Here is a 22,265-nt window from a genome sequence, read left to right on the forward strand (position 1 = left end):
TGCTACCTGCCCGCTTCAAGGAACGCCCTGCATGAACGAAACCCTCAAGGCACCATTGCGCCCGCTGACCGACTCATCGCCGTCTGCGGTGGTTGCCGGCTTCATTGCTATGATGACTGGCTGCACCAGCTCACTGGTGCTGATGTTTCAGGCCGGACAGGCGGCGGGGCTGAGCAGCGTGCAGATCTCATCCTGGCTGTGGGCGTTGTTCATGGGCATGGCGGTGTGCAGCATCGGCCTTTCGTTGCGCTACCGCATGCCGATTACTGTCGCGTGGTCCACACCCGGTGCCGCACTGCTGATCACCAGTCTGGGTGGTGTGGCATACCCGCAGGCGATTGGCGCGTTCATGACCAGCGCGCTGCTGGTCATCCTGTGCGGCGTAACGGGCAGCTTCGAACGTATCGTGCGGCGTTTGCCAGCCTCGCTGGCTGCGGCCTTGCTGGCGGGAATCCTGTTCAGGATCGGCAGTGAAATCTTCATCGCCGCCCAGCACCGCACCGGCCTGGTGTTGGGCATGTTTTTCACGTATCTGGTGGTGAAGCGTCTTTCCCCACGCTACTCGGTGCTGCTCGCACTGCTGGTCGGCATCGGGATATCGGGCGCGCTGGGCTTGCTGAACTTCAGCGGTCTGGCGCTGCAAGTCGCCATGCCGGTCTGGACCACTCCCGAGTTTTCCTGGGCCGCGACGGTCAGCATCGGCATTCCGCTGTTCGTGGTGGCCATGACCTCACAGAACATGCCGGGTGTGGCGGTGTTGCGAGCCGACGGTTACTACCCGCCTACCTCACCGCTGATATCGGTAACAGGCTTTGCTTCTTTGCTTACCGCACCGTTCGGCTGCCACGGCATCAACCTGGCCGCCATCAGCGCCGCCATCTGTACCAGCCCTCATGCGCACGAAGACGAGTCCAAACGCTACACAGCGGCGATCTGGGCCGGGATTTTCTACGCAATCGCCGGGATTTTCGGCGCCACGCTGGCAGGTCTGCTCAGTGCGTTCCCCACGGAGCTGATGATCTCGATTGCCGCACTGGCGCTGCTCGGTTCGATCACCAATGGCCTGACCGTGGCCATGGCCGAGCCCCGCGAGCGCGAACCCGCTCTTATCACGTTTATGGTGACGGCCTCAGGGCTGACGCTGTTTTCCATAGGTTCGGCATTCTGGGGCATTGTTGCGGGCCTGCTGACCATGCTGATTCTCAATGCACGCAAGGCCGGATAAGCCTGCCTCAAGCCCACGTCATAAGAACGATCAACTACGGGCAGTGGCTGACACCAGCAAGGTTCCGGCATCTGCATCGAGTATTGCCTGCGTTCCCAAGGGCACGGCCTGATTGAGATCTCCATGCCCTACCGGCAAGCCGCCCAGCACCGGAATGCCCATACTGCCCAGCCGTTCCAGCAGCACATCGGCGGGGCTGATGGTGCCGCCGGTGTTCGCGGCCGGGGTGAACTCGCCCACCGCGACACCCGCCAGACGCGCAAGGATGCCGCAGTTACCCAGATGGGTCAGCATGCGGTCAACCCGATAGGCCGGTTCGTTGACCTCTTCGATGAGCAAAATCGCACCGGTCATGTCGGGCATGAACGGCGTACCCACCGAGGTATCGAGGATGCACAGATTGCCGCCCAGCAACAGGCCCTGCGCGCTGCCGCCGGTTCTGACCTTCGCCGTTGGTGAGGCATGATCGGCCTTGAGCAATACCGGCTCGGTACTCATCAGCACATGGTGCATGCCGCTGACGAACAGGCCACCGCGTTCCAGCTGCGAGGCGACCGGGCCATGAATAGTGGCCAGACGCGCATGGTTCCATAGCGCACCATGCAGTGCGGTGATATCGGAAAAGCCGGTCACCAGCTTGGGGTCACGACGCACAGCGTCCATATCCACCTGCTGGACAATTCGCTGCACGCCATAGCCGCCGCGGTTGCAAATGACCGCACGGATCTCCGGATCAGCCAGTGCGGCGTTAAGGTCAGCAAGCCGCTCCTCGTCGGTTCCCGAATAGAATGAGTATTTGCCCAGTGCATGCGGATAGACACGCGGACGCAGCCCCCACCCCTTGAGTACCGCGACCGCAGCGTCGATTTTGCCGGGGTCAACAGGCCCGGCAGGCGATACCAACGCCACGGCGTCGCCAGCACGCAGGACCTGAGGGTGAAGCGTCTGTGGAGAAGTAGCTGGCATTACGGTTATCCAGACGTTTGTCGAGCGATGAATCTAGAGCACCGGCGTAAGTGACTCAAGCCCTATCGGCATTCAGCCTGCGTCATCTGCAGATCCGTCTGAACGCCAAAGCCGCATCGGACTCCTATCAATCACATGGATCAAACAGCATTCGCTTGATGATCGCTTCTTGCCTGAGCAACGCGGCGAGCGTTTGAATCCATCTTTGAACCATTTTCTGGAGACCCTGCCATGACTGATCTTTCCAACCGCCAGTTCCTGCTCGCCAAGCGTCCGTCGGGCGATGTGCGCCGTGAAGACTTCACCTATCAAGAGGCTCCGGTTACCGCACTTGCCGAAGGCCAGATACTGGTCAGGAACAAATACCTGTCGCTGGACCCGGCGATGCGTGGCTGGATGAATGACGGAAAATCCTACATTCCGGCCGTAAAGCTGGGCGAAGTGATGCGCGCCCTGGGCGTAGGCGAAGTGCTCGAATCGAAAAACCCGAAATTTGCCGTAGGCGACCATCTGCAAGGCGCACTTGGCGTTCAGGATTACTTCGTGGGCGAGCCAAAAGGCTTTTACAAGGTCGATACCAGCCTTGCCCCGCTACCGCTTTATCTGTCTGCTCTGGGCATGACCGGCATGACTGCCTACCTGGCGCTGCTGGATGTCGGCCAGCCAAAAAGCGGTGATACCGTAGTGATTTCCGGTGCAGCGGGTGCTGTCGGCAGCGTCGCCGGACAAATTGCCAAGCTCAAGGGCTGCCGGGTTGTCGGCATCGCAGGAGGCGCAGAAAAATGCCGTTTACTGACCGAAGAACTGGGCTTCGATGCAGCCATCGACTATAAGTCCGAAGACGTTATGGATGGTTTGAAGCGCCACTGTCCGGATGGCGTGAACGTGTACTTCGACAACGTTGGCGGCGACATTCTGGACGCGGCGCTCAGCCAGCTGGCGGTCGGCGCGCGCGTGGTGATCTGCGGTGCCATCAGTCAGTACAACAACACCACGGCGATCAAAGGCCCGGCCAACTACATGTCACTGCTGGTCAACCGTGCACGCATGGAAGGCTTCATCGTACTGGACCACCCCGAGCGCTTCGCTGAAGCCGGTGAGGTGATGGCGGGCTGGATCAAGGAAGGCAAGCTCAAGAGCAAGGAGCATATCGTCGACGGTCTCGAGACTTTCCCGGAGACCTTCCAGATGCTGTTCAGCGGTGAGAACCAGGGCAAGCTGATCTTGAAAGTGGAATAAAGCCCGCGGACCGGACACCTCACGCTTCGGCGTGGGGTGCCTTGCGCGACGCTGTGCGTCCGTCCGCTTAAGCCAGCTCGGCAACCACTGCAGCCAGGGCCTTCGCCGGGTCAGCTGCCTGGCTGATCGGGCGGCCGATAACGAGGTAATCGGAGCCGGCATCCAGGGCCTGGCGCGGGGTCAGAATGCGCCGCTGATCGTCCTGCGCACTGCCCGCCGGGCGGATACCGGGCGTCACCAGTTGCAACGACGGGTGAGCCGCTTTCAGGGCCTGCGCTTCCAGCGCCGAACAGACCAGACCGTCCATACCGGCCTTCTCGGCCAGCGCTGCAAGGCGCAGCACCTGCACCTGCGGATCAATATCCAGGCCGATACCGGCAAGGTCTTCCCGCTCCATGCTGGTCAGAACGGTCACGCCAATCAGCAGTGGCTGAGGACCGCTGCGCTGCTCGAGGACTTCGCGGCAGGCCGTCATCATGCGTAGCCCGCCTGAACAGTGCACGTTGACCATCCATACGCCCATCTCGGCAGCGGCCTTGACCGCCATCGCCGTGGTATTGGGGATATCGTGGAATTTGAGATCAAGAAACACCTCGAAACCCTTGTTGCGCAGGGTCTCGACGATATCGGCCGCACAACTGGTGAACAGCTCCTTGCCGACCTTGACCCTGCACAGTTTGGGATCGAGCTGATCAGCCAAACGCAAGGCGGCTTCACGGGTCGGAAAATCCAGGGCGACGATGACGGGAGTCTGGCAGGCGGACATGAGCGTGGTCTCAGGTAAGTCGAAATCGGCGCGCATTGTAGCCGAACCGGCGAGCAGACGGGACCCGTAGATCGGCATTTAGCCAGTCGCGTCCATAAAAAGTCATGATTCCCTGCACCCGCAGCGACCACTGCTTCGATGGCCTGCACCAAACCTGCACAACCCGATGAATCGGTTCACTGCAGCGTTCTGTAAACGACCCGTTTTGAAGCAACACGACAATGATCAGTGCACTGGCACGGCCTCTGCAACAGGATGTTTCAACGATTACCGAATCTCAGGGAGATGACCATGAGCACGCAACTCAAGCCAACGCTGGGCACGATTCATCTATGGGGGATCGCTGTCGGGCTGGTGATTTCCGGCGAGTACTTTGGCTGGAGTTACGGCTGGGGCGTGGCGGGTACACTGGGCTTTTTGGTAACAGCCTTGATGGTTGCGACCATGTACACCTGCTTCATCTTCAGCTTTACCGAGCTCACTACGGCCATCCCGCACGCGGGCGGCCCATTTGCCTATAGCCGCCGCGCCTTTGGCGAAAAAGGCGGGCTGATCGCCGGTATGGCCACGCTGATCGAATTCGTATTCGCGCCACCGGCCATTGCCATGGCAATCGGTGCGTACCTTAACGTGCAATACCCGGGGCTTGACCCTAAGCATGCGGCTGTCGGCGCTTACATCGTGTTCATGGCACTCAACATCGTGGGCGTAAAGCTGGCAGCAACCTTTGAGCTGGTCGTGTGCATTCTCGCCGTGGCCGAGCTGCTGGTGTTCATGGGGGTGGTCGCACCTGCATTCAGCTTCAGCAACTTCGCCCTCAACGGCTGGGCCGGTTCCCAGACCTTCGGGCCGGAAGCGATTGCCGGCATGTTCGCCGCCATCCCCTTTGCGATCTGGTTCTTCCTGGCCATTGAAGGCGCTGCAATGGCCGCCGAAGAAGCCAAGGACCCGAAACGCACCATCCCGAAGGCCTACATCAGCGGCATTCTGACCTTGGTGATACTGGCGATCGGCGTCATGCTGTTTGCCGGTGGCGTGGGTGACTGGCGCACCCTGGCCAACATCAACGACCCACTGCCGCAAGCAATGAAAGCCGTGGTCGGTGACAGCTCCGGCTGGCTGCACATGCTGGTGTGGATCGGCCTGTTCGGTCTGGTCGCCAGCTTCCACGGCATCATCATGGGTTACTCGCGCCAGTTCTTCGCCCTCGCCCGTGCCGGTTACCTGCCTGCCTCGCTGGCCAAGCTGTCACGCTTTCAGACACCGCACCGGGCGATCATCGCAGGTGGCCTGATCGGCATCGCCGCCATCTACAGCGATGGCCTAGTCAACCTGAGCGGCATGACACTCACCGCCGCGATGATCACCATGGCTGTTTTCGGCGCTATCGTCATGTACATCATGAGCATGCTCAGCCTGTTCAAGCTGCGCAAGATCGAGCCTGACCTTGAGCGCAGCTTCCGCGCGCCAGGCTACCCGGTGGTGCCCGGCATTGCGCTGGCTCTGGCAATCGTGTGTCTGGTGGCAATGGCCTGGTTCAACATGCTGATCGGCCTGATTTTCCTCGGGCTGATGGCCATAGGTTTTATCTACTTCAGCCTGACCGCCAAATCGCGCGCCGATGCACCGACCGACGCGATGCTGACCGGGCAATAATTCAGAGACTTTCCGGGGTTGCGTGCAAAGGGTTTTGCACGCAACCCGATCAGGGCGCATACACTTGAACCATTGAGCAGCCTCGCTGCTCAAACCGGTATCACAACAAGGAGAGCGCTATGCCCTGGTATGCCTGGTTAATTCTGCTCGTAGCCATCGGCTCGATCGTCGGCGGTCTTATGATGCTGCGCGATACAGCCAAGAAATTGCCCCTCACCGAAGAACAGCTCAAGCGCGTCCATGAGCGCAATGCAGAAATGGATGCCAAGGAAGCCAAGGACCGTTAAATAAGTCCGGGTGGCAGGCTGAAAACCTGCCCCTGCCTATTTCCCGATCTCTGCGCTGACCGAAAGCACCTTGATATGAAGCGGCTGAAAGATCGTCTCCAACTCGCCGTCCGCGCGTAACTTCTCCAGCAGCGCTTTGAAGTGTGGAACATCAATGTTGCCATTGGGGCGCAACAACGCGTATTGACGGTAGATCTGATCAACGCGTTCGGAGACCATTAACTGCGCCGCTTCATCTTTGTTATGTGCCATAAAATCAATCAGATAGGAACGGGTAACAGGCGCGATATCCGCCCGATTGCGCACCACCATCAATAGATTACTGTCGTGAGAATAGGTGGAGGTCACATTGAAGTGCTCACTCAAGTACTTCTGATCGGTATTGAAGTTGGCAAATCCATAATGGTAACCACTGAACAACGCCAGACGTTTGTCAGACAGATCATTGAAGTAATTCTGATCACGCCCTTCGACCCGCCTTGCTACATAGACCTCGGCATCTTCAAGGCCCAGATCGACGGTTTCGTGCGCAATGTCCTTCCAGCCCCAGTCAGGGTTCTCGAAGATCGCAACATCGAAACGCCCTTCCGCGAAGTCACGAAAACGCCGGGGCACGGAGGTGGGGATCATCACAAACTCGTAATCGTCCTGCTCGGCATTCAGGGCATCGATCAGCTTGGGCAACAGACCGGCGTCTTCGCCTTTTTCAGGGCGGACCATATACGGAGGGAAATGCACGGCGGCCACCCGCACGACCTGCGCGGCATAGACTTGGGACGTTGCCATGAACGGCACAAAGAGCAGAAGGCCTGTGGCGAACGTCCGCGCGACGCCATCAATTAATACTGCAAATTTTTTCATAAAACACGACATCAATCAAAGCCCTCCACGCTATGCGGTTTCCATGATTTAAACAACTGTCAAATCAACGGCGTCAGCATTGCTCACAGTGGTTACTATTGTGCACCGCTGCGATGAACTCGCGTGAGGCACCAATGCAATTAGCAGCGGTCACTGTAAGGGCAGTTGTAAAAACGATATTGTCGGCGCAGCCTCAAGCGTGGGCGCAACAGGCTAATCTGGCTACGCTGAAGCCATTGACTATCGTAAGGGAGCTTGATGATGCCGCATTGGCTGGTGATTGATCTGGAGGCTACCACCGAAGAAGGTGGCTGGCCGGTCGCAGAAATGGAAGTCATCGAAATAGGCGCGACGCTGGTCAATCAGGACGGGCGCGAGCTGGACCATTTCGAGCGCTTCGTACGCCCCGCACGCAGGCCTGTGCTGACTCATTTTTGCCGAGAGCTGACCCATATCAATCAAAGCAGTATCGACAGCGCTGCGCCCCTGACGACCGTGTGGCCTCAGTTCGAGCGCTGGCTGAGCCATCACCGTGCCCGCGTGCTGGGATGGGCCAGCTGGGGGGATTACGACCGCCAGCAACTGGAAGAGGAATGGCGCTACCATCGCCTCGACAGCGCACTGTCGAGCATGCCGCACGTCAACCTCAAACAGCGATTCGCCCAGGCCCGTCAGTTACAAAAGCCGATGGGCCTGAACAGCGCCCTGCAACTGGCAGGCATGCAATTCACAGGTCAGCAACACCGGGCACTGGTTGATGCACGCAATACCGCCCGGCTCTTGCCGTTGATACTGCCTAATTGAATCTCGCTGCACGTCGTCGTTTGTTCAGCGTCGACTTGCAAGGAGCGTGACGAGTTTTACCGTGTTGGGCATACTGGCGGGCCATTTCCAGCCCTTTCAAAAGGAATCGCCCATGTTCAAGGTCAACGAGTACTTCGACGGCACCGTCAAATCCATCGCCTTCAGTCAGGTCGACGGTCAGGCAACCATCGGTGTCATGGCGGCGGGCGAATATGAGTTCGGTACAGCGCAACGGGAAATCATGCACGTGATCTCCGGCGAGCTGAACGTGAAGCTCCCGGACAGTACCGACTGGGAAACTTTCTCCACCGGCAGCCAGTTCAATGTCCCGGCCAACAGCAAGTTCCAGCTCAAGGTCAGCGTTGATACCGCTTACCTGTGCGAATACCGCTGAGACTGAACACGTGGGGGGCCTGACCTCCCACCTTGCCCGCACACCTGCCTATACTGCCCCTTTCTATTCGACGCCAGCATTGAACTGCAACGCCGCCAGACGTGCGTAGAGCGGGTTGCTGGCAATCAGTTGCTGATGGGTACCGACCGCCACCAGCCGGCCCTGATCCATAACGGCAATCCGGTCGGCATTCTGCACAGTGGCCAGTCGATGGGCGATGACCAGCGTAGTACGGCCCTGCATCAGGCTTGGCAAGGCTTGCTGAATCAAGTGCTCACTCTGCGCATCCAGCGCACTGGTCGCCTCGTCCAGCAACAGGATCGGCGCATCGACCAGTAACGCGCGGGCAATCGCCAGACGCTGCCGCTGTCCGCCGGACAATCCCACCCCGCCCTCACCCAGATGCGTACCGTAGCCGTCGGCCATGTCGAGAATGAACTCGTGCGCATGGGCGATACGCGCTGCTGCCTGTACCTGCTCAAGGCTCGCAGTGGCGTTTCCGTAACGAATGTTGTCCTCGACACTGCCAAAAAACAGCGCGGGTGATTGTGAAACCAGCGCGAAGCAGCGGCGCAGATCGTGCGGATCGAGCTGTGCGATCGGCACGCCCTCAATCAGGATGCGCCCTTGAATCGGGTCGTAGAAACGCAGCAGCAGGTCGAGGATAGTCGACTTACCTGCTCCGGAAGGCCCGACCAGCGCCAGGGTTTCACCGGGCTCGATGTTCAGGGTCAGGTTATCCAGCGCATTGCGCTCGGGACGCGACGGGTAGGCGAAAGTGACATTCTCCAGCGCCAGACGCCCGCTGATGCGTTGCGGCAGGCTCTGCAGCTCTGTGGCTGGCGCTTTGATCTCGCTGCGAGCCTGAAGCAGCTCGCCAATCCTCTCTGCGGCACCGGCGGCGCGCTGCAAATCGCCGATCACCTCGCTCAACGTGCCAAACGCCATGCCGACCATCAGCGCGTAAAACACAAACGCTGCCAGCTCTCCGCTGGAAATACGTCCGCTGATCACGTCCATGCCGCCCACCCACAGCATTACCGCCACTGCGCCCAGCACCAGAACGATCACCAGCGTAATCAGCCAGGAGCGCTGCAAAATCCGTTTGCGAGCGGTATCGAACGCCTGCTCCACCGTATGTGAAAAACGCTGTTTGTCCTGCTCTTGATGGTTGTACGCCTGCACCGTCTTGATCTGCCCCAGCGCTTCGGCCACGTAGCTGCCCACATTGGCGACCCGATCCTGGCTCTCGCGCGACAGGTTTCGTACCCGCCGTCCGAACATGAGAATGGGGGCGATGATCAGCGGCAACGCCACCACCACGATGCTGGTGAGCTTGGGGTTGGTGATGAACAACAGCACGATGCCGCCAACGACCATCAGGACGTTGCGCAGAAACATCGACAGTGACGAGCCGATCACCGACTGCAACAACGTGGTATCGGCAGTCAGCCGCGACTGGATTTCCGAGCTGCGATTGTTCTCGTAAAAGCCCGGATGCAGCTCTATCAGGTGATCGAATACTTTCTTGCGCAGGTCGGCGACCACGCGCTCGCCGATCCATGACACCAGATAAAAGCGGGCGAACGTTCCGATGGCCAGGCCAACCGTCAGCAGCATGAAAAAGCCGATCGAGCGCTCGAGCAACTGCGGCGAGCGGGTCATGAAGCCCTGATCGACCATCAGCTTGATGCCCTGGCCGATCGACAGGGTGATACCCGCGGTAATGACCAGTGCCAACAACGCTCCGAACGCTTGCCAGCGATACGGCGCAATGAAACTCGCGGCCAGGCGAAGTGCCTGGCGGTGACGTCGGGTAATCCGTGAAATCATGAAGCCTGCCTGTTTGCCCGATCTGTCTGAATAGCGAAGCCTACACCTGTCATGCATGACGCGCTGTGCATCATTTCGAATGAACTTGCGCCCGGCTTCAAAGGTCAGGTTATGACTGCTTTACAGAGGCGCTATAAGACATCGATCTAAGCGCCTGCTGGCAGATTTGCATCATTTCTGTTGCACTGGGAACGCGTTTGAGCGGCTGACAGAACCTGTCACGGACCGGTCATCAAGCGCGGTTAATTTAACGCCGTTACCTGATGAAAGGAGAAACACCATGAGCCTGCAAGAGCGCAGCAACGAAGTTCCAGTCGTTCGAGCCACGCCCAATCTGCCGGTTGGCGGTGCAATTCTCGACGAGCATGGGCAAGAAGTCCTGATCACTGAAGCAATGGTTCAGGCCGCCTGCCAGGAATGCGACAAGAACTGGGTAACCCCGGAAAAATAAAACCGAACCTGACCAAATGTCTTGAAACCCGACCCTGAGTCGGGTTTTTTATGTCCCGCGTTTACCGGACGATCAGACCAGTACGGCCCCCAGCGCCTGCACGAGTTGCGCCAGCCCCCCGGACTCACCTTCCAAACGGACCTTCAGACCTTCGATTTCCCGACGTGGCGGGTAATGCTTGCGCAGGGCATCGAAGGCTAGGCGCTGACTGGCAGTGTCGCCGGTGAGGCTGCGCCGAAAATCTGCATCGTCACGCCGCGGGTCGTACACACCACGGCACAGCATGTTCAGTGCCCAGACCGGATCGCTTGCAGCATCAAGGCTGACCTGCGCCAGCCACGGCTTGGGCAGCAGATCGTCCAGTTTTATCACCGCAGGCTGCCCCAGGAAGGCACACAGCGCTTGATAGATCTGCGCAGTGCCACGTTGCCTGCCATCGAGGCTGTAACCGGCGATGTGCGGCGTACCCAGAACGCACAGGTCGGCCAGCGCCACGTTGACCTGCGGCTCACCTTCCCACACATCCAGCACGGCTTGCAGGTCTTCGCGCTCAAGCAGCACGTCGTGCAGCGCAGTGTTGTCCACCACGGCACCACGGCTGGCATTGATCAGCCAAGCGCCCTGCCTGAGTTGGCGCAAACGGGTTTCGTCGAGCAGGTGCCAGGTTGCCAACGCCCCGGTCTTGCTCAACGGCGTGTGCAGGCTGATGACGTCACAGCGCTGCAATATCTCGTCAAGGCTGACGAAGTCACCACCTTCGGCAGACTCGCGTGGCGGATCGCAGACCAGTACGTTCCAGCCAAGCGCCTTCAAGACATCGACCAGACGACCACCCACCTGCCCTGCACCGACCACACCGTAAGTACGTTGCGCGAGGTCGACGCCTTCGATTTCAGCCAGGGTCAGCAGGCTGCCGAGCACGTAATCCACCACGCCGCGCGCATTGCAGCCCGGTGCGCTGGCCCACTGGATACCGGCTTGCTGAAACCCGTCCAGATCCAGATGATCGGTGCCGATGGTGCAGGTGCCGACAAACCGCACCGGGCTGCCTTCGAGCAGCTCACGGGTTACGGGTGTCACGGAGCGCACCAGCAGGATGTCGGCGTTCGCCACCGCAGCGCGATCTATGGCGCGTCCCGGCAAGCGATGAATCTCACCGAAATGAGCGAAAAAAGCGTCGAGCAGGGGAATATTTTCGTCAGCAACAATGCGCATGGAAGACTCTTTGGGTCTGGCGAACAGGGACCGGTCCCCAGCGGGAACAGGTGCGTCGTGAACCGGCGCGGGTTGCAGCGATGTAACAATCAATCAGGCTTTTTGCGTATCCAGTACAGGAACGTGCCTTCTTCAGCCTGCTCCGCAACCAGCTCATGCCCAAGAAATACACAGAACTTCGGAATATCGCGGCGCGTGGACGGATCGGTCGCGATCACCTTGAGCAGGCCGCCCGCAGGCAAGTCACGCACCTTTTGATGCAGCATCATCACCGGTTCCGGACAGAACAGGCCGACAGCGTCCAGCACGGCGTCGACGGTGAGGTTTTCAATGGGCTCAGACATGGGGCACTCCAGAGGCGGGTGACGATTGTCGCTCAATTCAGTCGGTCAGGCCAAATACTGATGGTTGTACTGATGCCGAACGGCGGCGCGCAGCAAGACAGCAGACAGAAAAATGCCAGGCACATGGCCTGGCATTGATCGTGACCCAGACGACCGTCAGAACGGCAGTTTCATGCCCGGTGGCAACTGCATGCCTGCGGTCATGGAAGCGGTCTTGTCCTGGCTGGCCTGCTCGATCTTGCGCACAGCGTCGTTGACGGCGGCGGCGATCAGGTCTTCCAGCACTTCCTTGTCTTCCTGCATCAGGCTGTCATCCAGATTGATGCGCTTGACGTCGTGACGACCGGTCATCACGACGCTCACCAGGCCTGCGCCCGATTGACCGGTGACTTCCGCGTTGGCCAGTTCTTCCTGCATCTTGGCCATTTTTTCCTGCATTTGCTGCGCCTGCTTCATCAGGCCAGCCATGCCACCTTTCATCATGGGATATCTCCTCGAAAATGGATGGTTTGTTTGCGCGGCGCCAATGGCGCCCTGTGTTCAGTTATTGAGGCTGCACCGCAGGCGCGTCTACGGGCTGGATAGTATCTTCCCGGATAACAGCGCCAAACTGCTGCAACATCTGCTGGATATACGGGTCGGCCTGGATCGAGGCTTCGGCCTGACGCTGACGCTCGGCACGCAGTCGCGAAGCAGCCTGGGCAGGCGTTTCCTGCTCGGGCTTGATCAGCTCGATACTCAGATTGATCGTGCGACCATGATACTGGTTCAACGCATCGTTCAGGCGGCGCTGCTGGGTTGAGTTGAACAGGGCGCTGTGCGCCGGATCCAGGTGCAGCAGCCATTTATCGCCATCGACCGCCATCAAGGTGCAGTTGGCGGCAATGCTGCCGGTCATGCCGGAGATCGGCAGTTTGGGGAATACCTCCAGCCAGTCGGCAGCAAGGCCGGTGGCTGGTTTGGCGGCCGGAGCGGGCTCGGGCTCGACCGCTTCAAGCTCGACGACGCTCTCGTGGGCCAGTTCATCCAGATAGCTGTAGGACGCCGGGTCTATATCGATATCCGGCTCGACGTAATCGTCATCCGCTGGCGGCTCGTCATCGCGCCCCATTGGGCCGGAATTCGAAGACATCGAATCCGGATTCATGGACAGATAGGCGGAATCAGGGATGGCTTCAAGCATCGCCGGTGTAACCTGCTGCTCGGCAACCGGCTGCGCAGGTTCCGCCTCCGGCGCATCTGGCACTGGGCTGGCGGGCGCAGGCGTCGGCATTGGGGTGAGGTCTGGCTGTTCGGAGACAGTCTCCAGAACCGGCTCGGCTACCGGTTCTGCAACAGTGCCAGTGTCAGGTGCGGATTCAGCGTTTTTTTCGGCAACCGGTGCCTTTGGCTCATTCCACGGCAGATCGACTTCTTCGACCGGCTCGGGCTGTGCTTGCGGCTGTGATTCTGGCTGTGCTGCGGGCTCAGCTCGTGCAGCAGCGGTCGGCATCGGGGCGGCGGCTGGCGGCAGCGCTTCGAAGGCCGGATCGGGCGCAGCCATCACCGGTGCTGTTGAAACTGCGGGAGCTACCGATGCAACAGGTGTCGCATCGGCCACTGCTTTTCGGGAATCAACCGTGGCCTGGCTGATCCCCACCGGCTTTAGCGGTTGCCTCGGCGCATCGTCGTTATCGGCCGGGCGGAATGCCAGCATGCGCAGCAGGACCATCTCGAAACCGCCACGCGGATCCGGGGCCAGCGGCAAGTCACGACGACCAATCAGACCCATCTGGTAATAGAACTGCACGTCTTCGGCAGGCAATGCCTGGGCCAGCGCCAACACCCGGTCGCGGTCGCCGTGCCCGTTGTCGACGCCTTCGGGCAACGCCTGGGCAATCGCCACGCGGTGCAGAACATTGAGAATTTCCGAGAGCACACCATTCCAGTCAGGCCCCTGCTCGGCCAGGTGGCGTACCGCCTCCAGCACACCGCGCGCGTCGCCTTCCAGCAACGCAGTCAGCACATCGAACACCTGACCATGATCCAGTGTGCCGAGCATGGCGCGCACATCGGCAGCCATGACCTTGCCTTCACCAAAGGCAATGGCCTGATCGGTCAGGCTCATCGCGTCACGCATCGAACCGTCGGCAGCGCGCCCGAGCAGCCACAGCGCATCGTCTTCGAACGGCACATTCTCGACGCCCAGCACGTGGGTCAGGTGCTCGACCACACGTTCTGGCGTCATGTTTTTCAGCGAGAACTGCAGGCAGCGCGACAGAATGGTCGCAGGCAGCTTCTGCGGATCGGTGGTAGCGAGGATGAACTTGACGTAGGGCGGCGGCTCTTCAAGCGTCTTGAGCAAGGCGTTGAACGAGTGACTGGAGAGCATGTGCACTTCGTCGATCAGGTAGACCTTGAAGCGACCGCGACTTGGCGCGTACTGCACGTTATCCAGCAGTTCGCGCGTGTCTTCAACCTTGGTGCGGCTGGCGGCGTCGATCTCGATCAGGTCGACGAAACGACCTTCATCGATCTCTTTGCACACCGAGCAAGTGCCACAGGGCGTAGAGGTGATGCCAGTTTCGCAGTTCAGGCACTTGGCGATGATCCGCGCGATAGTGGTCTTGCCGACGCCTCGCGTGCCGGTGAACAAATAGGCATGGTGCAGGCGCTGGCTGTCCAGCGCGTTGATCAGGGCCTTCAACACATGAGCCTGGCCGACCATTTCGCGGAACGAGCGCGGACGCCATTTACGTGCAAGAACCTGATAACTCATTTAAAACCGTCGCAACTGGTAAGCGGAAGACCGCCAATGCTAGCCGAGCAGGGGCAAAATTGCATCTGGTGTCCGCCTCTATTGTGGCTAAGCTGAGCAAATGAATCCAATGACGCGCTTTAAACGGACTTTTGCAGAGCCACGGCTGCCTCGTGCAGCCGTGGCGTGCATGCTGTTGCTGTCGATGCAGACGGTGAGCGCGGCCAAAGGCACTCTGGACTTCGCGGTCAACGAAGGGTGGACCATGCCGATGATGCATATCACCGACTTTCGGCCCGAATCCGGCATTCTGTTCGACATCATGCAAAGCGTTGCGCACCATGTCGGCCTTGAAGCCAGGTACCACGTGATGCCGCGCCTGCGCATCCAGTCGGCGCTTGAGCGTGGCGAAGTAGACATGCATTGCTACAGCTCACAGGCGTGGTATCCCGATCTGTCCGGGGATTACCTCTGGAGCCTGCCGATTCTCTATCAACGCGACTGGCTGGTCGCTTCAGCCGAAACAGCTGCGGGTCCTTACCCGGAGCAGTTCGACAATGAAACCGTCGGCACGGTACTTGGCTACAACTACCCTGCCCTGCAGCATCTTTTCGATAATCATCAACTGATACGTGAAGACGCGCGCACGCAGAACCAGACGCTCGGCAAGCTGATGGCTGGACGCTACAACTACGCCGTGACCAACCAGTTGATCCTTGAATGGACCAATCGAAACCTGCCTGTCGGCAGAAGGCTGAAGCCCATATCGCTGGTCGCAGAGCAGCCTGCGGCCTGCCTGATACGCAACACCCCCGAGCTGCCGACAGGTAAAATCCTGCGCACACTGGTGCAAATGCGCCTGTCGGGCGAGATTCAGCAAATCATCGATTACTACACCGCGCCCACGCCCCCGTGACCCTTCATCTACGGTGTAGCAATAGCGTCATATTCCGTCGTTACGCTCGCCTGAAATCTTTGGTAATACATTAACCAGCGCGAGTATTTGGCGATGAGCGACAGATCAGACGACGAAGACACCAACAACAACCCCAGCCGCCGTCGTTTTCTGGGCGGGATGGCTGCCTTGGGCGCAGGCGTCACGCTGAGCAGCTATGTTTCGGCCCACGAGAAACCGCCCGCCGACAACGACAAGCATCATCATCTTGCCGGGCCGGCGCTGGACCGGGCCTTGCGCGAAAACGTGAAGACCATTGTGGTGATCTACGCCGAGAACCGCAGCTTCAATAACCTGTTCGGCGATTTTCCCGGGGTCCAGAAGCCACTCTCCTCGCTCAGAGCTTCCGACTATGAACAGCGCGACCGCGACGGCACGCTATTGTCCAAACTGCCGCCCGCCTGGGGTGGTGTGTTGCAGGTCGGGCCGCAAACCGTTGACGGCGTGACCTACCCCGCAGGCGAGCAGTTTCAGAAAGACCTGCCCAACGCCCCCTTCCCGCTCAAGGGGCCGAACGGCGAAGACCTGCCGCTGAGTCTGGTCACTCGCGACCTGTGGCACGTTTTCTATCAGAATCAGATGCAGATCAACGACGGCCGCAATGATCGATTCGTCGCCTGGGCCGACGCTGGCGGGCTGACCATGGGCAACTACTCTCAGACTCAGTACTCGCTGCGCCTGTGGGACGTTGCCTCGGAATTCGTGCTGTGCGACAACTTCTTTCAGGGTGCATTCGGCGGCTCGTTCCTCAACCACCAATACCTGATTTCAGCCACCGCGCCGATTTACCCCAACGCTGCCGAGTCTCCGGCCAAATCGCAGATCGCAACCCTGCAGAGCTTCAACCCGCAGGACCCGCGCCTCAAGCCACTGGACAAGTCGCCTGGCAGCGCAATGGAGGGGCCACCGCAGTTCGGCCCCAGCGCCATTACCCCGGACAACTACGCCGTCAACACCATGGCCCCGCCCTACTGGCCAACCTGGCTGCGCGACCCGCAGAACCCTGATTACTCGAAACCGGATCTGCCCAACGTGCTGGTTCCGCAAAGCCACGAACACATCGGCGACAAACTGTCGAAAAGAAATGTCGACTGGGCCTGGTACGCTGGGGCCTGGCAAGTGACGCTGGACGAGTTCAAGGACTCCACGGGAATCCCGAAAATCCCTAACTTTCAATACCATCACCAGCCGTTCAACTACTTCAAACAACAGGGTCCGCAAAACCCTGAAGAACGCAAAAAACGTTTGCGTGACGGCGGCCTGGGTGACGAGTCGAGCACCAACCGCTTCCTCGCCGATGCCGAAGCCGGCAAGTTGCCCCCGGTAACCTTCTACAAGCCCCAGGGCAACCTGAACATGCACGCCGGTTATGCCGACGTGGCTGCGGGTGACCGGCACATAGACCGGGTGATCAAGGTGCTGCGCAAGAGCCCGCAATGGGACAACATGGTGATCGTCGTGACGGTGGACGAGAACGGCGGCTGGTGGGACCACGTCGCACCGCCCAAAGGCGACCGCTTCGGCCCTGGCACGCGTATTCCCGCGCTGGTCATTTCACCCTTCGCCCGCAAAGGCAAGGTGGACCACACGGTCTACGACACGGCCTCGATTCTGCGCCTGATTACCCGTGTTCACGGCCTGGAAAAGCTCGACGGGCTGAAGCGCCGCGACGACGCCATGATCGCGCGCGGCCAGGCTCCCATGGGCGACCTGACCAACGCATTGCACTTTCCTGCCTGATTCCGTCGCTATAGAGCTCAGGTACTCGCGTCGGCTGCCTCCAGTGCAGTCGGACGCGACGTCTTGACCGGTGGCAAGGACGCCACATACACCGTGCGGGACGGGAACGCGAAACGCACATCCAGTTCGGCGAAGGCTTCCATGATGTCCAGATTGATCGCCTGCTGCACATCCATATAAACGTTGTAGCTGGGGTCGAGAACGATAAAGACGGTCTCGAACTCCAGTGACGTTTCGCCAAAACCACGGAAATGCGAGCGGTCGAAACGGGCGAGTTTCTGCGCGTTGATGATCGTTTCTACTTTCTTTGGCACTTCCCGTATCTGATCGACAGAGCAGTCATACGTGAGCCTGAATTCGAAGACAATGCGCCGCTCCTGCAAGCGTTTGTAGTTCTGAATGGTGTTGTTGATCATGTCGGCGTTGGCCATCACGATCTGCTCGCCGCCCAGGCTACGGATGCGTGTGGTCTTCAGACCGACATGTTCAACCGTACCGGACAGCGCGCCGACAACAATGAAATCGCCGACTTCGAAAGGCTTGTCCACTGCGATGGAAAGTGAGGCAAACACATCACCCAGAATGTTCTGCACCGCCAGCGCAACCGCAATACCGCCCACCCCGAGGCTGGCGACAAACGCGGTGATGTTGACCCCGACGTTCGACAACATCGCCATGACCACCGTGGCCCACAGCAACACTTTCGCGCCCCACAGGCTCAACGTTGCCAGCGCACTGCCCTGATAGGTGCCGCCAGCGTTGTGACGTACAAAGTAGCGCTGCAGCGCGAGCGCAATTGCCCGGTTCGCCCACAACCCGACCTGCAATGCAGCAACCACGAACCACAGACTGCTGACCCGCCCAAGCCAGCGCTCCGGCAGATCGAGCATGCCCACCCCGATCAGAATCGAAGCCAGCAGTAACAGTGTATTGCTGGTGCCCGACAGCACCTGCACCACGATGTAGCGCATATGCGTGCTGGGCGAATCAGGCCGCGAGCGCATCTTTCGGAGCACAAAACCGATAACCCCCCTGACCAGAATAAAACTCATGGTCGAGGCGAACACAGCGAGTATCCAGTTGGCGAGCGAAATGCCCAAAAATTGCGAGTCTGTGAAAAATCTGATGATGTCTCGTTCCATCCGGCCCCCGGCTCCACTGCTACGAGACGCCTGACCGAAAAGCCCGTGACACCCGCAGCGACCTGAATTGCCCCTTGCCGTAAAACGGTTTCAAGCGACGCGTAAGGGGTTAGGGGGTGTGTAGGAGTGAGGGTTCAGTTGAATTGGCTATTGATCGATCACCTGAACGCACACCGAGTTTTCACTGTTCGTCGAAACTGATCGGACAGCATGGAACCTCTCCTCAATGAGTTGCCACTCACGGCCCCGAGCGACGGGCTACCAAGCACCAAGCGTTCAAGCGGCCCAAAAGGCCAATTCGTGGTTAACACCACATTCAACCAGAGGAAAATATCCGTGACCTACGGCATTCGCGGCGGAGTTGGCACATCGGCTTACTACACCCAGCCCCAGCCTTTTGATGAGTTGAAGCTGAAGCCGGAACAGATTCAGGAAAAGACGGCAAAACTCATGGAGAAAGGGTATTTCACCGTTCCCATAGCAGAACCTACAAGACGTTTTTTGCATGAGCAAAGCAGTCTCAGTAACCCCGCCTGGAGACAGGAGACCGTTGGAAAGGTTATTGATTTGAAAGCAACCGACTACGAACGATCAACAACAGCCGTAGCGAAGGACATTGCAACCACTCTTACCGGGAAGCAACAACAATTGAGGCCTCATGAGTTCCAACTGCGAAGGGCCAAAAATCAGGGCGCAGACCAATGGCATCAGGATAAAGGGCCGAAAAAGGTCATCTGCATCGCCACCATCGAGGGTCGCGGCACCGAATACGTGAAGCGCGCAGAATCAGAAGGAATATTTGAAGCGGGGCATTTTGGGAAAATGACGCCTCTGGATGCCAGGGCTGTTGAGCAGAGAACCAAAGAAGCCAAGCAAGACCGCTTCTATTTCTTTGCGGGCAAAGGTATTTGCGAAGACAGCATTCCCAAACTGGTACACCGCTCGCCCCATCAGAGTGGTCGCTCCATCTTCCTGGCACGATGGCAGTAAGGCAGGCCACGCAGGATTAACCGCCGGATTGGAGACATCCGGCGGTTATCTCCGTGCCGGGCAAACTGTTTTTACAGACGCACGAAGTTCTCGCCAGCGCATGGCGCAGTCGAAACAGGAATAGGCTTTCATTTTTACGGGTAAGCCCCTTTCAGAAAAGGACCTTGAGATAGGTGGTGCCCCCACCAGCCACACCCCGGCACACAATGTTCCCGCTGTGGCTGCTTCCTTCCGGATCTGACCAGGTTCACGGGTAATCGTTGCGGGGGGACCGATGGGGTCACCATAACGACACTCACCAGTTGGCGAGCCGCGCCATTGTACCGGTCTGGCGTGAGTTTACAACCGTTGGTTCGGATAAAAATTTCGAGGGGGCTCAAGCACTTGTGTGCAGGGGCTGAAACGCAAAGCTGCATCGGTCGTTGATGTCACAAATCCTCGAAACACCCTTATTCGATCCTGTACCCTGCCCGCCTCAACAATAATCAGCCAGCAGGTTGCTCATGCAGACTCGATTGGTCGACTACCACGACCTCAACGCCTCTCAACGTCAACAGCTCGGACACCTTGAGGTGACGCAGGAGCAGACACAGTTCTCCGGTGATATTTACACCGCGCTCAATACTCTGCTGGTCAACCCCAGCCCGAATGTTTGCGGCTTTGTGCTGCTGGGCGACGACAAGCCGGTGGGTTTTTTCCTGCTCAAGCGTGGCGACTGTCTGCCGCACTGGGCTCAGGAGGAGCTGGCTGCGACGCTGCATGCGTTGCAAATAGATCATCGCGAACAGGGCAAGGGGCTAGGCAAAGCGTGCTTGCAGGCGTTGCCTGCGGCGCTACGCCTGAAGTGGCCAGACATCACGCATTTGATGCTCTCGGTAGATGCAGACAATAGCGCTGCTATCGGGCTTTATTCAGGTCAGGGCTGGGTGGACACCGGAGAGGCTTACCGCGGAAGGATCGGTTTTGAGCGCAGGCTGGTGCTGAAGCTTTGATACGGCGTTTGAACACGCGCCTGACATCCAGCGATGTCAGGCGCTGTCTGGGTTACTGAGCCTGCAACACCTCGTCGGCCTTGCCACCCGCATCCTGAATCACCAAGTGGATGAAATGCAGCTTGGCGATTACCGCAGGAGGCAGCACGAACGGATAGAAGTCCGGCTGACCCATACTGCGTGACAGCTCGTTGAGCATGCTGGCCAGTTCGATCCAGGCGTTGACGAACGACAGGAACGCCGGGCCGCCTGGGTGCTGTGGATCGTAGAGCACTTCGAGAGGGAATGGCTGGTAGTCCAGCTCCATGTCGCGGGCGCTCATGCCAAAACCCAAGGCAGTGTCGACCGCGTCCATCATGTGCAGGTAGTGAGCCCAGGTTTCGGCCCAGTCTTCCCACGGGTGCATGGTGGCGTAAGCACTGACAAAGCTTTCCTGCCAGTTGTCGGGCGCGCCGTTTTTATAATGGTGATCAAGCGCATCGGCGTAGCTGGCGCGCTCGTCGCCGAACAGATTGCGGCAACCGTCCTGCCAGTGGGTATTGGCGATGAGCCGATCCCAGTAGTAGTGGCCGACTTCATGACGGAAATGGCCAAGCAAGGTGCGATAGGGTTCGTGCAGCTGCACGCGCATCGCTTCACGGTGTGCGTCGTCGGCTTCTTCGATGTTCAGGGTGATCAGGCCGTTGGCATGGCCTGTGGTTGGCAGGTTGCCCTCCAGATCGACACCGACGAAGTCGAAGGCCAGGCCAGTCTCTTCGTCGACAGTCTTGGGAATGACCTGCAGGCCCAAGGAAATCAGCTGCGCCACCAGACGACGCTTGGCGGTCTCGACCTTGCGCCAGCGCTCGCCGTTTTCAACCACCGACAGGTCGGGAATGGTGTGATTGAGGCTGCACGCAACACAGAATTCTCCGGAATTATGCTCTGGAAAAAGCCAGTTACAGGCTGCCGGGGTGCCGAGGTTGGCGCAACGCCGATACAGCCCGGCACCCGGCTCATCGCTCAGGCGCCAGGTAGTAGGCTCAGGCCCCGCTTCGAGCGTAGCGACACGCCCCTGCTCAGGCAGGTAGCCCAGCGCTGCAGAACAGGCCAGGCATTGGGTATTGGGGAAAAACACCGACTGGCCGCATGTGCACTGCCAGACCTTGCTGTTACGTTTGGATTCGCCGACAAATGGGGCGGTAATGCGTGAACTCAATTGCTCGAAAAAGCGATACATGGCGATCTCCCGTTGGCCTTGCATGGACTAGATCATGCCTAAGCTTCAGGGGTTCAAAATATTATCGAACGGTGGGGACGGATAGCGTCGACGGCGTTTGCGTGGGCGAAAACGGTGCGTCGCACGGTAGCTAAGATTATCGTTCCGCACGCTCCAGCGTGGGAATGCCGTGCGTGAAGATATGCGTCACAGATTTGCGCTGCACCATCACACTCAAGACCGGACGCAGAGCGTCCAGAACGGCATGCGACGCGGAGCGTCTCACGATGATCAAGACATGCCTAAGCAGAGCATCGCACGGTAGTTGGGACTATCGTTCCGCACGCTCCAGCGTGGGAATGCCGTGCGTGACGCTCTGCGTCACAGATCTACGCCGCGCCATCACATTCAGGATAGGACGCAGAGCGTCCAGAACGGCATGCGACGCGGAGCGTCGCACGATGATCAAG

The 22,265-nt window shown here is 59.1% G+C and carries 21 protein-coding genes and 1 other RNA gene; 11 read left to right on the top strand and 11 right to left on the bottom strand.

Translation table 11 applies throughout. From position 1 onward, the window contains the following. Positions 1-31 precede the first annotated feature (31 nt). On the top strand, positions 32-1,225 hold the full coding sequence (locus RYA97_RS04710; RefSeq protein WP_046832702.1) for a benzoate/H(+) symporter BenE family transporter: 1,194 nt from the start codon (positions 32-34) through the stop codon (positions 1,223-1,225). Between the two features lie 30 nt (positions 1,226-1,255). Here the strand turns inward: RYA97_RS04710 and RYA97_RS04715 are convergent, their stop codons facing one another. Then, positions 1,256-2,191 (bottom strand): LD-carboxypeptidase, encoded by a 936-nt coding sequence (locus RYA97_RS04715; RefSeq protein ID WP_316891971.1) that lies wholly within the window; start codon positions 2,189-2,191, stop codon positions 1,256-1,258. Between the two features lie 231 nt (positions 2,192-2,422). On the opposite strand from RYA97_RS04715, the gene RYA97_RS04720 reads away from it, so the two are divergent. Beyond that, entirely contained in the window at positions 2,423-3,430 is a 1,008-nt protein-coding gene (locus tag RYA97_RS04720) for an NADP-dependent oxidoreductase (protein WP_010197167.1), read from the top strand. 67 nt (positions 3,431-3,497) lie between these two features. Here the strand turns inward: RYA97_RS04720 and pyrF are convergent, their stop codons facing one another. Beyond that, positions 3,498-4,196, bottom strand: coding sequence for an orotidine-5'-phosphate decarboxylase (gene pyrF, locus RYA97_RS04725; protein ID WP_031599498.1), 699 nt, complete (start codon positions 4,194-4,196; stop codon positions 3,498-3,500). A 291-nt stretch (positions 4,197-4,487) separates the two neighbouring features. Between pyrF and eat the strand changes: the two genes are divergently transcribed. Both eat and RYA97_RS04735 read left to right on the top strand, forming a co-directional pair. After that, a complete protein-coding gene (gene eat, locus RYA97_RS04730) occupies positions 4,488-5,852 on the top strand; it encodes an ethanolamine permease (protein WP_005782953.1) in 1,365 nt (454 codons plus the stop codon). Between the two features lie 119 nt (positions 5,853-5,971). Beyond that, positions 5,972-6,139 carry a DUF2897 family protein gene (locus RYA97_RS04735; protein ID WP_002552826.1) on the top strand — a complete coding sequence of 56 codons (168 nt, stop codon included), beginning with the start codon at positions 5,972-5,974 and terminating at the stop codon, positions 6,137-6,139. Positions 6,140-6,175: 36 nt separating this feature from the next. On the opposite strand, the gene RYA97_RS04740 is transcribed toward RYA97_RS04735, so the two are convergent. Continuing rightward, entirely contained in the window at positions 6,176-7,012 is an 837-nt protein-coding gene (locus tag RYA97_RS04740) for a substrate-binding periplasmic protein (RefSeq protein WP_005782951.1), read from the bottom strand. A gap of 249 nt (positions 7,013-7,261) precedes the next feature. On the opposite strand from RYA97_RS04740, the gene RYA97_RS04745 reads away from it, so the two are divergent. Next, entirely contained in the window at positions 7,262-7,804 is a 543-nt protein-coding gene (locus RYA97_RS04745; RefSeq protein ID WP_005744336.1) for an exonuclease domain-containing protein, read from the top strand. A 112-nt stretch (positions 7,805-7,916) separates the two neighbouring features. Continuing rightward, positions 7,917-8,198 carry a pyrimidine/purine nucleoside phosphorylase gene (locus RYA97_RS04750; RefSeq protein WP_004658419.1) on the top strand — a complete coding sequence of 94 codons (282 nt, stop codon included), beginning with the start codon at positions 7,917-7,919 and terminating at the stop codon, positions 8,196-8,198. Between the two features lie 63 nt (positions 8,199-8,261). Here the strand turns inward: RYA97_RS04750 and RYA97_RS04755 are convergent, their stop codons facing one another. Next, on the bottom strand, positions 8,262-10,031 hold the full coding sequence (locus RYA97_RS04755; RefSeq protein ID WP_057402567.1) for an ABC transporter transmembrane domain-containing protein: 1,770 nt from the start codon (positions 10,029-10,031) through the stop codon (positions 8,262-8,264). Between the two features lie 280 nt (positions 10,032-10,311). Here RYA97_RS04755 and RYA97_RS04760 point away from each other — a divergent pair, with 280 nt between their 5' ends. Next, positions 10,312-10,482 carry a PA1571 family protein gene (locus tag RYA97_RS04760; protein WP_002552821.1) on the top strand — a complete coding sequence of 57 codons (171 nt, stop codon included), beginning with the start codon at positions 10,312-10,314 and terminating at the stop codon, positions 10,480-10,482. Between the two features lie 72 nt (positions 10,483-10,554). Here RYA97_RS04760 and pdxB read toward each other — a convergent pair whose 3' ends face one another. From pdxB to dnaX, 4 genes are all read right to left on the bottom strand, one after another. After that, a complete protein-coding gene (pdxB, locus tag RYA97_RS04765; protein ID WP_005744333.1) occupies positions 10,555-11,697 on the bottom strand; it encodes a 4-phosphoerythronate dehydrogenase PdxB in 1,143 nt (380 codons plus the stop codon). 89 nt (positions 11,698-11,786) lie between these two features. After that, positions 11,787-12,041: a sulfurtransferase TusA gene (gene tusA, locus RYA97_RS04770; protein ID WP_002552819.1), complete on the bottom strand. Its 255-nt coding sequence runs from the start codon at positions 12,039-12,041 to the stop codon at positions 11,787-11,789. Positions 12,042-12,197: 156 nt separating this feature from the next. Continuing rightward, positions 12,198-12,524: a YbaB/EbfC family nucleoid-associated protein gene (locus tag RYA97_RS04775; RefSeq protein ID WP_002552818.1), complete on the bottom strand. Its 327-nt coding sequence runs from the start codon at positions 12,522-12,524 to the stop codon at positions 12,198-12,200. 61 nt (positions 12,525-12,585) lie between these two features. Continuing rightward, entirely contained in the window at positions 12,586-14,799 is a 2,214-nt protein-coding gene (gene dnaX, locus RYA97_RS04780; protein ID WP_005782948.1) for a DNA polymerase III subunit gamma/tau, read from the bottom strand. A 109-nt stretch (positions 14,800-14,908) separates the two neighbouring features. Between dnaX and RYA97_RS04785 the strand changes: the two genes are divergently transcribed. Together RYA97_RS04785 and acpA are read left to right on the top strand one after the other, a co-directional pair. Next, positions 14,909-15,694, top strand: coding sequence for a substrate-binding periplasmic protein (locus tag RYA97_RS04785; RefSeq protein ID WP_162882927.1), 786 nt, complete (start codon positions 14,909-14,911; stop codon positions 15,692-15,694). A gap of 93 nt (positions 15,695-15,787) precedes the next feature. Next, a complete protein-coding gene (gene acpA / locus RYA97_RS04790; RefSeq protein ID WP_316891972.1) occupies positions 15,788-17,473 on the top strand; it encodes an acid phosphatase in 1,686 nt (561 codons plus the stop codon). A gap of 17 nt (positions 17,474-17,490) precedes the next feature. Here the strand turns inward: acpA and RYA97_RS04795 are convergent, their stop codons facing one another. After that, the gene (locus tag RYA97_RS04795; RefSeq protein ID WP_117139975.1) at positions 17,491-18,615 is read right to left on the bottom strand and encodes a mechanosensitive ion channel family protein; all 1,125 of its coding nucleotides are present in this window, start codon (positions 18,613-18,615) and stop codon (positions 17,491-17,493) included. A gap of 336 nt (positions 18,616-18,951) precedes the next feature. On the opposite strand from RYA97_RS04795, the gene RYA97_RS04800 reads away from it, so the two are divergent. Further along, entirely contained in the window at positions 18,952-19,605 is a 654-nt protein-coding gene (locus RYA97_RS04800; RefSeq protein WP_005744329.1) for a DUF1826 domain-containing protein, read from the top strand. 180 nt (positions 19,606-19,785) lie between these two features. Here RYA97_RS04800 and ffs read toward each other — a convergent pair. Continuing rightward, positions 19,786-19,882: signal recognition particle sRNA small type (ffs, locus tag RYA97_RS04805), an RNA gene on the bottom strand. A gap of 226 nt (positions 19,883-20,108) precedes the next feature. Here ffs and RYA97_RS04810 point away from each other — a divergent pair. After that, positions 20,109-20,597 (top strand): GNAT family N-acetyltransferase, encoded by a 489-nt coding sequence (locus RYA97_RS04810; RefSeq protein ID WP_219171184.1) that lies wholly within the window; start codon positions 20,109-20,111, stop codon positions 20,595-20,597. A 52-nt stretch (positions 20,598-20,649) separates the two neighbouring features. Here RYA97_RS04810 and RYA97_RS04815 read toward each other — a convergent pair whose 3' ends face one another. Further along, positions 20,650-21,816 carry a putative zinc-binding metallopeptidase gene (locus RYA97_RS04815; protein WP_005744327.1) on the bottom strand — a complete coding sequence of 389 codons (1,167 nt, stop codon included), beginning with the start codon at positions 21,814-21,816 and terminating at the stop codon, positions 20,650-20,652. Positions 21,817-22,265: the final 449 nt, after the last annotated feature.

Origin of the sequence: Pseudomonas syringae group sp. 26L6, assembly GCF_032587815.1 — a bacterium.
Classification (GTDB): Bacteria; Pseudomonadota; Gammaproteobacteria; order Pseudomonadales; family Pseudomonadaceae; genus Aquipseudomonas; species Aquipseudomonas amygdali.

Bases quoted from the DNA above. Each gene is read 5' to 3' on its own strand.
- RYA97_RS04720 (WP_010197167.1), top strand. From the start codon at position 2,423: ATGACTGATCTTTCCAACCGCCAGTTCCTGCTCGCCAAGCGTCCGTCG.
- RYA97_RS04785 (WP_162882927.1), top strand. From the start codon at position 14,909: ATGACGCGCTTTAAACGGACTTTTGCAGAGCCACGGCTGCCTCGTGCA.
- RYA97_RS04750 (WP_004658419.1), top strand. From the start codon at position 7,917: ATGTTCAAGGTCAACGAGTACTTCGACGGCACCGTCAAATCCATCGCC.
- RYA97_RS04745 (WP_005744336.1), top strand. From the start codon at position 7,262: ATGCCGCATTGGCTGGTGATTGATCTGGAGGCTACCACCGAAGAAGGT.
- RYA97_RS04740 (WP_005782951.1), bottom strand. From the start codon at position 7,012: ATGTCGTGTTTTATGAAAAAATTTGCAGTATTAATTGATGGCGTCGCG.
- pyrF (WP_031599498.1), bottom strand. From the start codon at position 4,196: ATGTCCGCCTGCCAGACTCCCGTCATCGTCGCCCTGGATTTTCCGACC.
- RYA97_RS04775 (WP_002552818.1), bottom strand. From the start codon at position 12,524: ATGATGAAAGGTGGCATGGCTGGCCTGATGAAGCAGGCGCAGCAAATG.
- RYA97_RS04755 (WP_057402567.1), bottom strand. From the start codon at position 10,031: ATGATTTCACGGATTACCCGACGTCACCGCCAGGCACTTCGCCTGGCC.
- RYA97_RS04795 (WP_117139975.1), bottom strand. From the start codon at position 18,615: ATGGAACGAGACATCATCAGATTTTTCACAGACTCGCAATTTTTGGGC.
- RYA97_RS04710 (WP_046832702.1), top strand. From the start codon at position 32: ATGAACGAAACCCTCAAGGCACCATTGCGCCCGCTGACCGACTCATCG.
- RYA97_RS04735 (WP_002552826.1), top strand. From the start codon at position 5,972: ATGCCCTGGTATGCCTGGTTAATTCTGCTCGTAGCCATCGGCTCGATC.
- acpA (WP_316891972.1), top strand. From the start codon at position 15,788: ATGAGCGACAGATCAGACGACGAAGACACCAACAACAACCCCAGCCGC.
- pdxB (WP_005744333.1), bottom strand. From the start codon at position 11,697: ATGCGCATTGTTGCTGACGAAAATATTCCCCTGCTCGACGCTTTTTTC.
- eat (WP_005782953.1), top strand. From the start codon at position 4,488: ATGAGCACGCAACTCAAGCCAACGCTGGGCACGATTCATCTATGGGGG.
- dnaX (WP_005782948.1), bottom strand. From the start codon at position 14,799: ATGAGTTATCAGGTTCTTGCACGTAAATGGCGTCCGCGCTCGTTCCGC.
- RYA97_RS04815 (WP_005744327.1), bottom strand. From the start codon at position 21,816: ATGTATCGCTTTTTCGAGCAATTGAGTTCACGCATTACCGCCCCATTT.
- RYA97_RS04810 (WP_219171184.1), top strand. From the start codon at position 20,109: ATGCAGACTCGATTGGTCGACTACCACGACCTCAACGCCTCTCAACGT.
- RYA97_RS04715 (WP_316891971.1), bottom strand. From the start codon at position 2,191: ATGCCAGCTACTTCTCCACAGACGCTTCACCCTCAGGTCCTGCGTGCT.
- tusA (WP_002552819.1), bottom strand. From the start codon at position 12,041: ATGTCTGAGCCCATTGAAAACCTCACCGTCGACGCCGTGCTGGACGCT.
- RYA97_RS04760 (WP_002552821.1), top strand. From the start codon at position 10,312: ATGAGCCTGCAAGAGCGCAGCAACGAAGTTCCAGTCGTTCGAGCCACG.